The following is a 13,823-nucleotide window of genomic DNA, read 5'->3' as shown; positions in this document are numbered from 1 at the left end:
CAGTCGCTGTGCCTGAACGTCGAGGTGCTCTCCAGCGACGGCATGTCCATCGAGATGCGCGACACCGACGAGGACGTCTTCCGCGCCGCCGAAGAACTCGGCATCGACCTGTCCCGGCGCGAGCCGAGCAGCGTCGAGGAGATCTGACGGCTCGCGCACGCGGCCCGCGCCTCCTCTCCTGCGCGGGCCCGGCGTACCGGTCCGTACCGTGAGTTCCGGAGGACACGATGAACGACGAGACGGCCGCGCTGCTCTTCGAGGTGGTCGAACGTCTCCAGCGGAGCATCGCCGCCCGCCACTGCCCGGCGGTCGCGGCCCTCGAAGGCGAGCGGCGGCTCGTGCTCAGCGACTACGACTATCTCCGCGACCCGCGGTCGGCCGTCTCGTTCGAGACGCGGGCGGCCGCCAGGGCTCGGGAGATCAGGGCGACGCGATGGGTCCTCGCCGTCCCCCTGGTCTGGGTCACCGCCTCCGGCACCGTCTACAGCCGGGCCGTGTCCAACCACCCGCTCCGCGAGGGCGAACAGGAGACGATCACCTGGATGAGCTTCCACGAGGGCGACGGCGTGGACTACGGCCGGGTCCCCTACGCGCGCCGCCCCGGCGGGGAGCCCGTGTTCGACACCCCGGAGATGTTCGCCGTGGGCGTGCTCCCGGCCCGGGCCATGCCGGGCCACACGCTCCTTCACACGCTCTTCCCGAACGGCTGACCACCCCTGTGGTCCGCCGGCGGCCGGCCTCCACTGCCGGGTCCACGGTTTCACAGCCATGCCGCGGGGCGCGCGGGGCGGAGACGCAGGCAGGTCATCCGGGCCGGAAAGCGACGAGATCCCGTCCGATCGGACGGGATCTCGTCAACACGCTGTCGCTGTGGAGCTATGGGGATTCGAACCCCAGACCTCCTCCATGCCATGGAGGCGCGCTACCAGCTGCGCCATAGCCCCTTGCGTTTCGCACCGCCCAGCGGCACCACGCCAGTGTATAGGACATCGCACCCTGCTCCGTAACCGGCGAGGTGACCGTCGAGGCCGCCGGGACAGGCCCGCCCCGGCGGCCGTACGGTCAGCCGAGCGACAGGGCGCGGGTGATCAGGGTCGCCAGCTCGGACACCGCGGGGTCCTCCGTCGAGGCCGCCAGACGACCGGCGTGTCCGGCCAGCTCCTCGGTCTCGACCCCGGCGACCGGCCTTCCGGTGCGGAGATACTCGGCGAAGGCCGCGGCGACCACGTCCACCTGGAACCGCGGCGACGACTTCTCCCACGGAGAGGAGACCAGGTCGGCCCGCCCGATGGAGCCGCTGACCTCACCCGGGGCGCGGGTGTCGGGGTCCTGCCAGCGCACGGTCGCGGTGGCGAGCTGGCCGGAGGCGCCCTGGCGCAGCCGTACCTCGTACAGGGCCGTCACCGTGTGACCGGGGCCGACCTCGCCGCCGTCCTTGCTGTCGTCACGGAAGTCCTCGGCCGCGATCCGCCTGTTCTCGTAGCCGATCAGGTTGTAGGACTCGACCGTGGCGGGGTTGAACACGACCTGCGCCTTGGCGTCGCGGGCCCGCAGGTCGAGGGTGGCGGCGAGTTGCTCGACGAACACCTTGCGCGCGTCGTCGACCGAGCTGACGTAGACGGCGGCGCCGTCCCCGTTGTCGGCGAGTTGCTCCATCAGCTGGTCCCCGTAGTCACGGCCGACGCCGACGCACAGCAGGGTGATCTGCTTGCCCGCGTACTCCTCGACCCGGTCCAGGATGCCCTGCCAGCTGGTGTCGCCGTTGTTGGCCAGGCCGTCGGAGAGCAGGATGACCCGGTTGGTCGCCACCGGCCTGAAGGCCTTCGCCGCCTCCTGATACCCGGTGGTCAGCCCCGCCTCCAGGTTCGTCGAGGCCTGTACGGCCAGCCGCTCGACGGCCGCGTCCAGCTCCTGCCGTTCGGTCGCGGGGGTCATGGACAGCACGACCTGGGCCTGGTCGCTGAAGGCGACGATGGAGATCTTGTCCCCGGGCCCGAGCTGTCCGATGAGCCGGTGCAGCGCCTCACGGACCAGGTCGAGTCTGCCGGGTTCGCCCATCGAGCCGGAGACGTCGACCACGAAGGTCAGGTTCGCCGGGCGTCGTTCCCGTGACTGCGCCTGACGGGTGCGCAGACCGACCCTGAGCAGCGCCGTACCGTTGCCGGGCATCCGTGCGCCGTCCAGCTGTACGGAGAAACCGTCGTCCTCGGGTTCCCGGTAGTCCTGGCGGAAGGAGTTGACGAACTCCTCCGGTCTCACCCTGTCCCGCTCCGGGAGCCTGCCCTCCCCGATGGCGCGTCTGGCGTAGTCGTAGGAGGCGGTGTCCACGTCGAGGGCGAAGGTGGAGATCTGGTCGACGGTGGTGTCGTTCATGTCCTTGGACGTGCCGGTGTCGTTCTCGCGTTCCTCGGGTGCCTGGGCGTTCGCGTCGCCCCTGGGCTGGGTGCTGGGCGACCTATTCGCCGAGCTCCCGCAGGCGGCCGTGACCCACAGGGCGAGGACGGCCAGGACGACGGCGAGCGTGCGTGGTTTCATGTTCGCCTCCACAGGGATTCACAGGGATTCGCCGTGATTTATCTGGATTTGCATGGATTCACGGGGACTCGCGGGATTCGCGCGCCATCCCGTACGACGACCCCCTCATGACCTGGGCCTGGCGCTTGACCCAAGCGAGCGCAAACCGTGCCCGGCGCGTGATCGGCCTCTCCCCCCTCGGCACCTCAAGTGACCACACGTTTTCCTCATTAATCAGGCTTCATGCGGAAAAAAGGGGACATAGGATTCGGGATCATGCGCGTGTATCTCGGACTGGCGGCCAAGCGTCCCGAAGCCGGAATTCCCGAGGCGATGCTGCACACCGTGCGCGCCTCGATCGAGACCGCCTTCCCCGTCCCGGCCGAGGTCATCAGACCCCGCGAGTGGCACAGGCCCGGCGTCAGCCTGTTCGCCTGGACCAACGAGCCCGACGACTCCCGGACTCCCCCGCTGCTGGCCACCGGCCACGACAGGGTGACCGGGGTCAACGGCAACCTGGCCGTGCCCGGCGACGTCGACCGGCTCGCGGGCGCCCCCGAACTGAGCGCCGAGGCGGTCGGCGGCTGCTTCTCGGTCTTCCGCGCGACCGGTACCGAACTGGCCGCCGCGACCGCGATCCACCGGGTCTGCCCGGTCTACTACGCCGAGACCCCGGACGTGCACGTGATCGGCAGCAGGGCTCTGCTGGTCAGCCTGGCCGCCTTCGGCGAGCGGATCGAGTGGGACGTGCTCGCCCTGCAGTCGATGATCCGGCAGGGCTACTTCCTGTCCGACGAGACGCCCTACCGGGGGGTCAGCGCGCTGCCGCCCTCCTCGACCGTCACCGTCAGGGGCGGCAGCCGTACGGTCACCGAGGCTCCGCTGCCGGTCGCCGTCGCCGCGCCGTCCTCGGCCAGGCGGCGCAGGGCCCTCATCGGGGGGCTGGCCGACGCCCTGCTGACCTCGGTCGAGCCGCTGCGCGCGGCGGGCGAGCCGGTCAACCTCGCCCTCACCGGCGGCCGGGACAGCAGGCTGGCCGCCGCGGTGCTGCACGCGGCGGGGATTCCGCTGCGCGCGACCACGAACGGCCTCGACAGCCACCCCGACGTGATCCTCGCCGGGCGGATCGCCGGGGCGCTCGGCGTCGAGCACACGGTCATCCCCCCGGCGCGCACCGAGCGCAGGGACGCCGTCCTGGTCGAGCACCCGCTCGCCAGGACCTACGAGACACTGCGGACCTGCGAGGGGATGACCTCGGCCTACGAGTCGATCGTCGGCTACCTGCCGTACAACGCCAGGCCGACCATGTCGGGGCAGAGCGGGGAGGTGTTGCGCGCGGGCAGCTTCCTGCTGCTCCAGAGCGACCTGAGCCCCAAGGCGCTGCGGCGCCGGATCGACACCACCTTCATGCGGGACAAGGCCCTGTTCAGCGCCGAGGCCAACGACCACGCCCGTGAACTGGCCCGCCCCTGGCAGGAGCGCGAGGGGGTCGAGGCCCTCGACCAGATGTACGTCTTCTACCGGATCGGCCGCTGGCAGGCCGGTTCAAGGGCGGGATCACAGCGCCGGGGCGACCCGGTCTGGCCCTTCCTCGACAACCGGGTGGTGCGCGCGGCCCTCGGGCTCGACCAGGCGTGGCGGCTGTCGGAGGAGGTCGTCCACGAGCTCATCACGACCTTCGCCCCGAAACTTCGCCACATCCCCATCGAGGGCAAGCCGTGGCGCTTCACCGCCGACAGGCGCTACTACCCCTGGCAGCGCAAGCCGGGATTCCTGACGGCTCCGAAGACCGGGGGCGGCTGGAGCTGGCGCACCAGCCCGGGTGAGGCGCTGAGCGGCGTGCTGCGCGACCACGTCCTGGAGCACCTCGACCTGCTGGCCCCGATCGTCTCCCCCGACGAGGTCCGCAAGCTGTTCGCCGCGCCCGTGGTCACCAAGCCCGCCCAGGTCTGGCATCTCTACACGGTGGCCACGATGCTGTCGGGCGCGTACCCGGGCAAGGCCCCCGAAGGGCTCGACGAGATCCACGTCCAGGTCCCCTCCTGACCCGGCTACGTAAAATCACCCCTAGACAGCGGAGAGTTTTCCTACAACATTAGTGGGATATTGATCTCGGCCTAGGAGTTCCCGTGGCACTCATTCAGCCCGATCCCACCTTCTATCCGTCGGCCCGTGACGCCATGCAGGCGCCTCGGGAGGAGCTCGCCTACGTCGCCCTGCTGGACGCCGAAGGGCAGGGCCGTCCCGACGGGCTCGCCACGATCGACCTGTCGGACGGGTCGATCGTCAGCGTCGGCGACATGCCCCACGCGGGCGACGAGCTCCACCACTTCGGGTGGAACGTCTGCAGCGCCGCCCTGTGCCCGTACGCCCCGCACCCGCACGTCGAGCGGCGCTACCTGGTCCTGCCGGGACTGCGCTCCAGCAGGATCTACGTGTTCGACGTCAAGGACGACCCCCGGCGGCCCAGGCTCGTCAAGACGATCGAGCCGGAGACCGTCTTCGAAAAGACCGGCTACAGCCGCCCGCACACCGTCCACTGCGGCACCGACGCGATCTACGTCAGCGCGCTCGGCAACGTGGACGGCGACGCGCCCGGCGGCGTCTTCACCCTCGACCACGACACCTTCGAGCCCAAGGGCCGCTGGGAGGTCGACCGGGGCCCGCAGGAGCTGCACTACGACTTCTGGTGGCACCTCGGCCACGACACGATGATCACCAGTGAGTGGGGCACCCCCAACCAGATCGAGGCGGGCCCCTCGCTCGACCTGCTGGTCGGCAGGAAGTACGGCCACAAGCTGCACGTCTGGGACCTGACCAAGCGCAGGCACCTGCAGGAGATCGACCTCGGGGACCAGCACCAGATGGCCCTCGAACTGCGCCCCGCGCACGACCCGTCCAAGACCCACGGCTTCGTCAACACGGTCATCAGCGTCGAGGACCTGTCGGCCGGCATCTTCACGTGGTACCAGGACAACGGGGTCTGGAAGGCGGAGAAGGTCATCACCATCCCCGCCGAGCCCGCCGACCCCGAGCTGCTGCCCGAGCCGCTCAAGCAGTTCGGAGCGGTTCCGCCGCTGGTGACCGACATCTCGCTGACCCTCGACGACCGCATCCTGCTGGTCTCCTGCTGGGGCACGGGCGAGTTGAAGGCCTACGACGTCTCCGACCCGTTCTCCCCCCGCGAGACCGGTTCGGTGCGCCTCGGCGGCATCGTCGGCAGGACCCCGCACCCGGCGCGCCAGGGACGGGCGCTGAACGGCGGCCCGCAGATGGTCGAGGCCAGCAGGGACGGCCGACGGGTCTACTTCTCCAACTCGCTCTACCGCTCCTGGGACGACGTCTTCTACCCCGACGGCATCTCCAGCTGGATCGCCAAGGTGGACATCGGCGACGACGGCTCGCTCTCCCTCGACGAGGGCTTCTTCGTCGACTTCGCCGCCGACGGCCGCCGGGCACACCAGATCAGGCTGCAGGGAGGCGACTCCTCCTCCGACTCCTACTGCTTCCCCTCCTGATCCCCGCGACGACCGCAGAAAGGAGTCGGCCTCCTCCATGAACGCTCTTGCGGGCCCCGCCCCGAAGAACAGGACGGAGCGCGCGAGATGGACCTGACGTCCGTGCTGGTCCTGGCCGGTCTCGGCGCCTTCCACGGCCTGAACCCGGCCATGGGCTGGCTGTTCGCCGTCGCCCTCGGCCTGCAGGAACGCTCGCGCTCCGCGGTGCTGCGCGCCCTGCCGCCCATCGTGCTCGGCCACGCGGGCTCGGTGCTGGTCACGCTCGCGCTGGTGTCCCTCGCACGACTGGCCGTGCCTCCCAGGGCCGTCTCCTACGGCGTGGCGGCCGTGGTGTGCGGGTTCGGGATCTGGCGGATCGTACGGCGGCGCCACCCCCGCTGGGTCGGCATGCGGGTGAACCGGTGGCAGCTCGCCGGGTGGTCGTTCCTGATGGCCACCGCGCACGGGGCGGGCCTGATGGTGCTCCCGGTCACCCTGCGCGGTGGCCACGGCGCCGCCGTACTGGCCTCGCAGAGTCTGCTGGCCACGGCGGTCCACACCCTTGCGATGCTGACGACGGTCACGGCCGTCGCCCTGCTGGTCTACGAGAAACTGGGGGTGGCGGTGCTGCGCAAGGCGTGGTTCAACCTCGACCTCGCCTGGGCCGTGGCCCTCGTCGGCGCCGGGGCCTTCGCCGCCCTCACCTGACACGTTTGACCCTGACACCGTGTGAGCCCGTACACCTGGAACCATCATGTTCAGCATCGGAGACTTCGCCCAGCTCGGCCGCGTTTCGGTACGCATGCTGCGCCACTACGACGCGCTCGGGCTGCTGCGGCCCGCCCACGTCGATCCGGCCAGCGGCTACCGCTTCTACCACGCGGCGCAGCTCTCGCGCCTCAACCGCGTCATCGCGTTGAAGGACCTGGGCCTCACCCTGCAGCAGGTGAGCTCGATCCTCGACGAGAAGGTGACCGTGGCCGAACTCCACGGCATGGTACGGCTGCGCCGTGCGGAGCTTGAGGAGCGGATCGCCGCGGACACCGCGCGGCTGCTGCGGATCGAGGCGAGGCTCCGGACGATGGAGAGGGAGGGCCACATGGCCGTCGAAGAGGTCGTCGTCAAGCGTGTCCCGCCGGTGCGGCTGGCGGAGGTCAGCGCCGTCGCGGCGAGCTACGACAGTGAGGAGATCGGCCCCGTCATCAAGCCCCTGTACGAGGAGTTGTTCCAGCGCCTCGAAAGGGCGGGGGTCGCACCGTCCGGGTACGGCATCGCCCACTACGAACCCACCCAGGACGGCTCGGTGGTCGTGCACGCCGGAGTCGAGGTGACGGCCCAGCCGTCCCCGGGACACGACTTCGAGATCGTGGACCTGCCCGAGATCGGGACGGCCGCGACCATCGTCCACCGGGGGTCGATGGACCACGTCGACTCGACCTACCAGATCCTGGCCCACTGGGTCGAGGAGCACGGCTACCGCAGTCTGGGCCTGGCCAGGGAGATCAGCCTTGAGTGCCCGGCCGACCACGAGAAATGGGTGACGGAGATCCAGCTCGCCGTGACGGCCGGGTAGCCCTGACCCGGTTCGTCCAAGGAGGGGATTCGTCGCTCACCTGGACGGATCCCCTTCTCCACGGTGACGCCGATCCCGGTCCTAGATCCACGCGCCCGCGGCGACCAGCGGCGCCAGCGCCAGGACGGTCCAGGCGAACCAGCGCCGGATCCGGTCGGCGGGCAGCCGCGTGGCCAGGCGCCCGGCGACCAGCGAGGTGAGCAGCGCCCCACCGGCGAAGAGCAGCACCAGGCCGTAGTCCAGCCGCGTGCCCGCGTGCCCGGCGAACCCCGCCACCGAGTTGACCGCGACGACGACCAGCGAGGTCCCCACCGCATCGGTCGCGGTCAGGCCGAGGAGCAGGGTCAGGGCGGGGACGACGGCGAACCCCCCTCCGACGCCGAACACCCCGGTCAGCACCCCGACACCGCCTCCCGCGGCCAGCGCCCTCGGCAGGCACCGGCGGCGGTTCACCCGCCCCGCCGTGGTACGGCAGGCGCCGCCGGTCGACTCCGCGTCGCGCAGCATCCGCACGGCGACCACGACCATGATGACCGCGAACGCGGGCAGCAGCAGTTCGCCGGGCAGCCCACGGCCGAGTACCGCCCCGGCGAGGGCGGCAGGCACGCCTCCCGCGGCGAACACCGCCGCGACGCTCCAGCGGACCTGTCCCCGGCGCAGGCGTGGGACGAGCGCCCCCATGCTGGAGATCGCCACAACCGCCAGCGAGGTCGGGACGGCCACCGCCACCGGCTGGCCCGCGCCGTAGACCAGCACCGGCACGGCCAGCACCGAGCCACCCGCGCCGAGCAGTCCCAGGCTGACGCCCACGACCACCGCGCCGGCCAGCACCAGGGCCACGGTGAGAGTCATCGCCGACAGGCCCGCGCGAGCGCGGCGGCGGGATCACCGGCACCGGCCCTGTTGTACGGCAGGCGGGCCAGCAGCATGCCCATCATGCAGTTGTCACTGGCTCCCGCGTAGCCGAGCCCTGCGCCGACGAACGCCGTGACGAACAGGGCCGGTGCCCACCAGAGGCTCAGCGTGACGGAGCCGAGGACCAGCAGCCCCGCGACCAGGCGGACCTGCCTCTCCAGGCTCCAGCGGCGCCGTCCCCGGTTGACGGGCGCCCCCGAGGTGATCCAGGCGTTCAGCCCGCCGGTCATGACGGCCGTCCCGCGCAGCCCGGCGGCGGTGAGCTTGTCCTGGGCCGTCCTGGCTCGTCCGCCGGACTGGCAGACGAGCACGCTCCGGCCGGTCATCGCGCCGGCCAGTTGCGGCAGATACGCCTCCAGCCGGTCGAGGGGCACGTTGACGGACCCGTCGATGTGCGCGCTCTCGAACTCGGCGGGGGTTCGCACGTCCAGCAGCAGCACGGCGCCTTCGGTCTCCCGGGCCGCGGTCAGCGCCCGGACGGTGGCCACGTCGACGGCGTTCACCGCACCTCCCCCTTTCCGGCCAGGGCCGCCGCCACCTGCGAGGCGCCCGCGTCGCCGAGCACGACCGGGTGCAGGCCGTGGCGGGTGAGGACGGTGGCGGCGATCGAGGCCCGGCGGCCCGAACCGCAGACGACCAGCACCTGCCGCTCGCCCCGCAGCTGTTCGGGGACGCCCTGGGTGAGCAGGTCCGGCAGGAATCGCTCGACGGCGCCGGGCAGCGGGTCGGCCCGCCGTTCGCCGGGCATGCGCACGTCCAGCACCCGGGCTCCGGGCATCCTTTCGAGGAAGTCGGTCAGGCCGAGCAGCTCGAAGCCGGCGCTCGCGTGCCCGCCGAGGTCGCGGACGACGCCGCGCACGTCGTCGACGCCGATCCTGGCCAGCTGGGTGAGGGCCTCGGTGACGTCCTGATCGGGTTCCGCCACCAGCACGATCGGTTCTCCGTACGGCACCAGCCAGCCCGCCCAGCTGCCGAAGTCGTCGCCGGGCGCGATGCCGGTCGATCCCGGCAGGAACCCCGCCGCCTGCACCGCACGCGGGCGGACGTCCACGACGTGCGCGTCTTCGGGGATCTCCTCGACCGTTGTCTCCGGCGGACGCAGGCCCGGCATGGCGGGCGCTCCGAGAAGGTTGGCCGGTCCCATGTGGGCGTAGAAGGCCGGGATGGGCATCGGCGCGGCCAGCAGTTCGTCGGCGAAGGCCTCGGCGTCGGGCAGCGCGAGCAGCGGGTTGTCCCGTCGCTCGTCGGCGATCGTGGAGGTGTGGCGGCCGACGCCGGACACGCTGCAGAAGGATCCCTCGCCGTGCGTCGGGAACAGGTCCACCTCACCGGGCAGCGCGGCCAGCCGGTGCAGCGAGCCGTACTGCAGCCTGGCCAGGGTGCGGGCGCGCTCGGGTCCGAGCAGGTCAGGCCGCCCCGCGGAGGAGACCAGCAGGCTGCCGCCGGAGAAGACCGCGACGGGCTCGCCGTCGATCAGCACCAGGTAGCCGGTGTGCTCCGGCGTGTGGCCGGGCGTGTGCATCGGGCGGATGGTCAGGCCGTTCCCACCGTCGATGTCCTCCAGATGGAAGGCCGGGGTGTGCGGGTACGCCGCCGCGGCGGCCGCCGGGAGCACCAGCTCGGCGCCGGTGCGCAGCGCCGCCTGTCCGCCTCCCGAGACGTAGTCGTTGTGCAGGTGGGTCTCCAGCACGAAGCGCAGCTCGACGTCGCGTTCGGCGGCCACGTCCAGGAAGCGGCCGATGTCGCGTTGCGGATCGACCAGGACACCGCGCCCCTCGTGGACGAGCAGGTGACTCTGGTCGCCGAGACCGGGCGTGCGGAACGAGATGACCTCCATCGTGGTCCTTCCTTTGGCAAATACCCCGGGGGGTATCAGTGAGACATGAGCAGGGACTGAGTACCCCGGGGGGGTATACATGGGACACACGGCGAGCGGGTGTCCCCACCGTTCGCCGCCCTTCGGTTCAGGCCAGGGCCAGGAAGAGCTTCTCCAGTTCCTCGACCCTCATCGGAGCCTCCTCACCACGGGCCTGGGCGTCCTGGCAGCATTTCAGGCCGCTGGCCACGATCTTGAACCCCGCCCGGTCGAGCGCCTTGGACACGGCCGCGAGCTGGGTCAGGACCTTCACGCAGTCCTCCCCCGCCTCGATCATCGAGATCACACCCGCGAGTTGCCCATGGGCACGGCGCAGCCGTGTCACGGCGTCGCCCACCATCGATTCCGTCAGCTCCATACCCCCTAGGGTATGTATGGGTGTCCGTTTCGGCAAATCAGCGCATGTCAACGGCCGAAACTCCCGCTAGGAACGGCGTGGGTCGTAGTTCCGGAACTCGATCAGGCGGACATTGCTCTCCGGCAGCAGGGGCACCCCGCTGCCGGAGTCCAGCACCACCCGGCGCCCCAGGGGCTCGCGCAACGTGACGTCGATCCGGCCGGCCCTGCCGACGTCGGGGCAGATCCTCACGTCGTCGTCGTCCCGGACGTCGACGTCCACGACCACCGCCTCGGGCGTCTCGTGGACACGCGAGCCGTACGTCGTGTCGCAGTCGCCGTGCAGGTAGCTCAGCCGGAGCTCGGTCGGCGCGCTCGCCTCGTAGGTGTCCACCTCCTGGATCCCGTCGTCCAGCGGCCGGGGCGGCCCACCCATCGCGGCCGGGTCGACCGCCACCCGCCGGAACGGCTCCGGCACGCCCCGCACGGTGAAGTCCCACGTCGGAACCCGTACCTCTCCCCTGCTGCTGGGCACCGTGGCCTCGCCCCGCGCCACCGCGACCACGCTCAACGGCCGGCAGCCCTCGGCCGGGCACTTCTCGTCGGCGAAGGACTTGGGCTTGCTCAGCCCCGCGTAGGCGGCATCCGCCGTCAGGACCGGCACCTCCAGCGAGCCTCCGTCGGCCCAGCGCAACCTCGCCGGGGCGGGCGTCCCTGACGGCAGTTCGGTCTCCAGCCTCCAGACGCTGTTGATCGCGCTCCGTCCGACCCAGCGGGGTGTGTGCCTCCAGTCCGGCTCCAGGGTCAGGTTCCGCAGCGGGACGAACCCCGAGACCCAGGCCTCCCGCTCCGCCGAGCCCCGCCAGTGTTCGACGACCTCGCGGGCACGGGCGGCGAACTCGTCGTCGGTGACCGGCGCGCGTCCGGGACCGCAGGCCGTCACGAGCACGACGAGCAGCGCGATCGGGAGCAATCTCATGATCAGTAGACGCGCGACTGGGATGACCGGTTCGCCCCGCGAACGACTGTTACGGTGCTCCCCATGACGCACCCCGACCCCCTGCTCGGCCTCATCCACCGCACTCCGGCCGCGGCCGAACTGCTGACCTGGCCGTTCGACTTCGACGTCTCCCGCACCGACCACGTCGAGAAGGTGACGCTGCAGTCCGGAGAGGCCCTTGAGGCGGTCGCCGGTGACGGCGCGGGCGGGACGTACTTCCTCTGCGGGGACGCGGCCGGGCGGCGGCCCGTGCTCTACGCCGACTCCGAGGGGCAGGCCGGGCTGATCGGCGGTGACCTGACCTCCGCGATCCAGCTGATCGTGCAGGTTCCGTACTGGAGGGACTGTGTCTGGCGCGTCTCCGGCGGGCTCGAAGCGATGTCGTCGGTGGCTCCGGAGTTGGAGGAGGAGTACGCCGACCACGACATCGACCTCGACGCGTGCCGCACCTCGCTGACCGGACTGCTCGGGCTGCGCCTCCCGTCGACGACGGACGCGCTGACCCTCCTCATGGAGACGGTGACATCGCCCGGCTTCGTCCTGCTCAACGAGTGGGGAGGCGCCTACGAACCGATCAGCGGGTGACCCCGGGCCCCGTCAGTCCCTTCGAACCGCCCTGGGCCGAGGCTGAACACGGCCCGACCGGGTCCTACCGGCTCACGCTTGGCGGAGCGATCCGTGAGATCGTCCCCGGGATGCGCGGTGGTCCAGCGAGACGGCGGCCCCGGCGCACCGGCCTCCTTGTTCGGCTCGCCTCCGAAACCGCGCCGGTTGAGCGCCCGGCGGTCCCGAACCCCCCGGTGTCCGGCCTGCGGCCACTGTGACGGTCTTTCGCACACGCCCTGCCGGACGTCGTCGCCACCGCACGATTGCTCGAAATCGAGCATATGACCGCTCCCCCGCCCGGCTACGGCCGGAGAAATCCTTCGGGTTCGGATTTGGCAGCCGACCGCCCATGTATGGCAGAAAAGCTCCTGGATCGGCCGGTCACACATAATTATGATTTCGATAAATCACCGACCCGAGGGAAGCGAAATGGTTCGTATGTTCAGAGCCGCGGGCGATCTTATGCTCATGATGGCGGCGCCGCGGGCCGAGGCGTCCGCCGACCCGACATATCTGCAGTGTTACTGCAATGACACGTGCGGGCTGATGCAGCGGATCTGCGGCCCCAGCGGCTGCAGCGACTGGTACCTCGCCGGAGGGTGCACCAAGCCGACCGGCGTCTACTCCTGCTGAGGTTTCCCCATCTCAAACCCCTGGAGGTTCACATGACTCGTCTGCTGAACAGGGTCGGGGACACGCTCCTCTCCCTGACCGCCCCCCGGGCCGAGGCGTCCGCCGACCCGACATATCTGCGGTGCACCTGCAAGAACTGCGAACTCTGGCAGCAGATCTGCGGCCCCGGCGGCTGCAGCGACTGGTACCGCATCGGGACGTGTACCGCCGGAGGCTGCGATCACGGACCGTGGTTCTGCTGAACGGCGAATCCCGTGACGGCACGCATTTCCTCTGAAATGTTCCCGCAATCACACCGCCCCCGTTCAGCGGGAGGCTCGTGATATCGGTGGCATATTTGAGTTTCATATGCCGCCTGTCTCTCGCCCTGGTTTTCCTCGCCGCCGTCGCCGGTAAGTTACGCGGGCGAGGTGATCTGGCGCGGTTCCGCGCCGCGGTCGGTGAGTTCGGTGTGGCCCCGCGCTGGAGTTCCGCCGTCTCGGGTGCGGTGATCGCGGGCGAACTGGTCTCCACGTCGCTGATGCTGATCGACGCCACCGCTCCCGTGGGCCTGGGACTCGCCGCGATGTTGCTGGCGGCCTTCACGGGAGCGATCGGCTCGGCCGTACGGCGGGGCGCGACGACGAGTTGCCGGTGCTTCGGCGCGTCCGATCAGCCCTTGGGTGTGCGGCACGTGGTGCGCAACGTGATCCTCCTGTCCGTCGCGGCGGCGGGCATGGCAGGGACCCTCCTGGCTTCCGGCGGACTCGACGTGACCGCCATGCTCCTCTCCGGTTTCGTGGCCGTCGTCCTGGCCACGCTGGTCATCGCCTACGACGACCTCGTGGCGCTGATCCTTGTCCGCTGAACGTCCGCTGAATTCTTTGCAGGTCC

General features: G+C 70.7%; 15 protein-coding genes and 1 tRNA gene. 9 read left to right on the top strand and 7 right to left on the bottom strand.

Annotated features, from left to right (window positions below):
* Window positions 1-227 precede the first annotated feature (227 nt).
* The gene (locus ABZ470_RS40625; RefSeq protein ID WP_352016313.1) at window positions 228-710 is read left to right on the top strand and encodes a hypothetical protein; all 483 of its coding nucleotides are present in this window, start codon (window positions 228-230) and stop codon (window positions 708-710) included.
* Between the two features lie 161 nt (window positions 711-871).
* Here ABZ470_RS40625 and ABZ470_RS40620 read toward each other — a convergent pair.
* Together ABZ470_RS40620 and ABZ470_RS40615 are read right to left on the bottom strand one after the other, a co-directional pair.
* Window positions 872-944 (bottom strand) — tRNA-Ala (locus tag ABZ470_RS40620).
* Between the two features lie 118 nt (window positions 945-1,062).
* Entirely contained in the window at window positions 1,063-2,535 is a 1,473-nt protein-coding gene (locus tag ABZ470_RS40615) for a von Willebrand factor type A domain-containing protein (RefSeq protein ID WP_362918439.1), read from the bottom strand.
* A gap of 255 nt (window positions 2,536-2,790) precedes the next feature.
* On the opposite strand from ABZ470_RS40615, the gene ABZ470_RS40610 reads away from it, so the two are divergent.
* The 4 genes from ABZ470_RS40610 to ABZ470_RS40595 all read left to right on the top strand — a co-directional run bounded on the left by ABZ470_RS40610 (window position 2,791) and on the right by ABZ470_RS40595 (window position 7,584).
* The gene (locus ABZ470_RS40610) at window positions 2,791-4,560 is read left to right on the top strand and encodes an asparagine synthase-related protein (RefSeq protein WP_362918437.1); all 1,770 of its coding nucleotides are present in this window, start codon (window positions 2,791-2,793) and stop codon (window positions 4,558-4,560) included.
* Between the two features lie 83 nt (window positions 4,561-4,643).
* Window positions 4,644-6,032 carry a selenium-binding protein SBP56-related protein gene (locus ABZ470_RS40605; RefSeq protein ID WP_362918435.1) on the top strand — a complete coding sequence of 463 codons (1,389 nt, stop codon included), beginning with the start codon at window positions 4,644-4,646 and terminating at the stop codon, window positions 6,030-6,032.
* Between the two features lie 87 nt (window positions 6,033-6,119).
* On the top strand, window positions 6,120-6,719 hold the full coding sequence (locus tag ABZ470_RS40600; protein WP_352016317.1) for a hypothetical protein: 600 nt from the start codon (window positions 6,120-6,122) through the stop codon (window positions 6,717-6,719).
* Between the two features lie 46 nt (window positions 6,720-6,765).
* Window positions 6,766-7,584 (top strand): MerR family transcriptional regulator, encoded by an 819-nt coding sequence (locus ABZ470_RS40595; protein WP_362918433.1) that lies wholly within the window; start codon window positions 6,766-6,768, stop codon window positions 7,582-7,584.
* 81 nt (window positions 7,585-7,665) lie between these two features.
* Here the strand turns inward: ABZ470_RS40595 and ABZ470_RS40590 are convergent, their stop codons facing one another.
* From ABZ470_RS40590 to ABZ470_RS40570, 5 genes are all read right to left on the bottom strand, one after another.
* Window positions 7,666-8,436 carry a sulfite exporter TauE/SafE family protein gene (locus tag ABZ470_RS40590; protein WP_362918431.1) on the bottom strand — a complete coding sequence of 257 codons (771 nt, stop codon included), beginning with the start codon at window positions 8,434-8,436 and terminating at the stop codon, window positions 7,666-7,668.
* Entirely contained in the window at window positions 8,433-9,002 is a 570-nt protein-coding gene (locus ABZ470_RS40585; RefSeq protein ID WP_352016320.1) for a rhodanese-like domain-containing protein, read from the bottom strand. The genes ABZ470_RS40590 and ABZ470_RS40585 overlap by 4 nt, the downstream gene beginning before the upstream one ends.
* Window positions 8,999-10,336 (bottom strand): rhodanese-like domain-containing protein, encoded by a 1,338-nt coding sequence (locus tag ABZ470_RS40580; protein ID WP_362918429.1) that lies wholly within the window; start codon window positions 10,334-10,336, stop codon window positions 8,999-9,001. Before ABZ470_RS40580 ends, ABZ470_RS40585 begins: the two co-directional genes overlap by 4 nt.
* A 127-nt stretch (window positions 10,337-10,463) precedes the next feature.
* Window positions 10,464-10,733 (bottom strand): metal-sensitive transcriptional regulator, encoded by a 270-nt coding sequence (locus ABZ470_RS40575; protein WP_352016322.1) that lies wholly within the window; start codon window positions 10,731-10,733, stop codon window positions 10,464-10,466.
* 66 nt (window positions 10,734-10,799) lie between these two features.
* Window positions 10,800-11,690 carry a hypothetical protein gene (locus ABZ470_RS40570; RefSeq protein ID WP_362918427.1) on the bottom strand — a complete coding sequence of 297 codons (891 nt, stop codon included), beginning with the start codon at window positions 11,688-11,690 and terminating at the stop codon, window positions 10,800-10,802.
* Between the two features lie 63 nt (window positions 11,691-11,753).
* Between ABZ470_RS40570 and ABZ470_RS40565 the strand changes: the two genes are divergently transcribed.
* From ABZ470_RS40565 to ABZ470_RS40550, 4 genes are all read left to right on the top strand, one after another.
* A complete protein-coding gene (locus tag ABZ470_RS40565; RefSeq protein WP_362918425.1) occupies window positions 11,754-12,296 on the top strand; it encodes a hypothetical protein in 543 nt (180 codons plus the stop codon).
* Window positions 12,297-12,785: 489 nt separating this feature from the next.
* On the top strand, window positions 12,786-12,950 hold the full coding sequence (locus ABZ470_RS40560) for a hypothetical protein (RefSeq protein WP_362784356.1): 165 nt from the start codon (window positions 12,786-12,788) through the stop codon (window positions 12,948-12,950).
* Window positions 12,951-12,982: 32 nt separating this feature from the next.
* Window positions 12,983-13,192 carry a hypothetical protein gene (locus tag ABZ470_RS40555; protein WP_352016326.1) on the top strand — a complete coding sequence of 70 codons (210 nt, stop codon included), beginning with the start codon at window positions 12,983-12,985 and terminating at the stop codon, window positions 13,190-13,192.
* A gap of 95 nt (window positions 13,193-13,287) precedes the next feature.
* Complete coding sequence (locus ABZ470_RS40550; RefSeq protein WP_362918423.1) at window positions 13,288-13,797, top strand: MauE/DoxX family redox-associated membrane protein; 510 nt, start codon at window positions 13,288-13,290, stop codon at window positions 13,795-13,797.
* Window positions 13,798-13,823 lie beyond the last annotated feature (26 nt).

This window comes from Streptosporangium sp. NPDC020072 (assembly GCF_040631445.1).
Classification (GTDB): Bacteria; Actinomycetota; Actinomycetes; order Streptosporangiales; family Streptosporangiaceae; genus Streptosporangium.
The sequence above is the reverse complement of the archived record's forward strand: the minus strand, read 5'-3'. Positions and strand labels throughout refer to the sequence as shown.

Excerpts from the sequence above, each read along its gene's own strand:
- ABZ470_RS40575 (WP_352016322.1), bottom strand. The coding sequence starts at position 10,733 with ATGGAGCTGACGGAATCGATGGTGGGCGACGCCGTGACACGGCTGCGC.
- ABZ470_RS40595 (WP_362918433.1), top strand. The coding sequence starts at position 6,766 with ATGTTCAGCATCGGAGACTTCGCCCAGCTCGGCCGCGTTTCGGTACGC.
- ABZ470_RS40615 (WP_362918439.1), bottom strand. The coding sequence starts at position 2,535 with ATGAAACCACGCACGCTCGCCGTCGTCCTGGCCGTCCTCGCCCTGTGG.
- ABZ470_RS40625 (WP_352016313.1), top strand. The coding sequence starts at position 228 with ATGAACGACGAGACGGCCGCGCTGCTCTTCGAGGTGGTCGAACGTCTC.
- ABZ470_RS40590 (WP_362918431.1), bottom strand. The coding sequence starts at position 8,436 with ATGACTCTCACCGTGGCCCTGGTGCTGGCCGGCGCGGTGGTCGTGGGC.
- ABZ470_RS40580 (WP_362918429.1), bottom strand. The coding sequence starts at position 10,336 with ATGGAGGTCATCTCGTTCCGCACGCCCGGTCTCGGCGACCAGAGTCAC.
- ABZ470_RS40555 (WP_352016326.1), top strand. The coding sequence starts at position 12,983 with ATGACTCGTCTGCTGAACAGGGTCGGGGACACGCTCCTCTCCCTGACC.
- ABZ470_RS40560 (WP_362784356.1), top strand. The coding sequence starts at position 12,786 with ATGATGGCGGCGCCGCGGGCCGAGGCGTCCGCCGACCCGACATATCTG.
- ABZ470_RS40570 (WP_362918427.1), bottom strand. The coding sequence starts at position 11,690 with ATGAGATTGCTCCCGATCGCGCTGCTCGTCGTGCTCGTGACGGCCTGC.
- ABZ470_RS40600 (WP_352016317.1), top strand. The coding sequence starts at position 6,120 with ATGGACCTGACGTCCGTGCTGGTCCTGGCCGGTCTCGGCGCCTTCCAC.
- ABZ470_RS40565 (WP_362918425.1), top strand. The coding sequence starts at position 11,754 with ATGACGCACCCCGACCCCCTGCTCGGCCTCATCCACCGCACTCCGGCC.
- ABZ470_RS40610 (WP_362918437.1), top strand. The coding sequence starts at position 2,791 with ATGCGCGTGTATCTCGGACTGGCGGCCAAGCGTCCCGAAGCCGGAATT.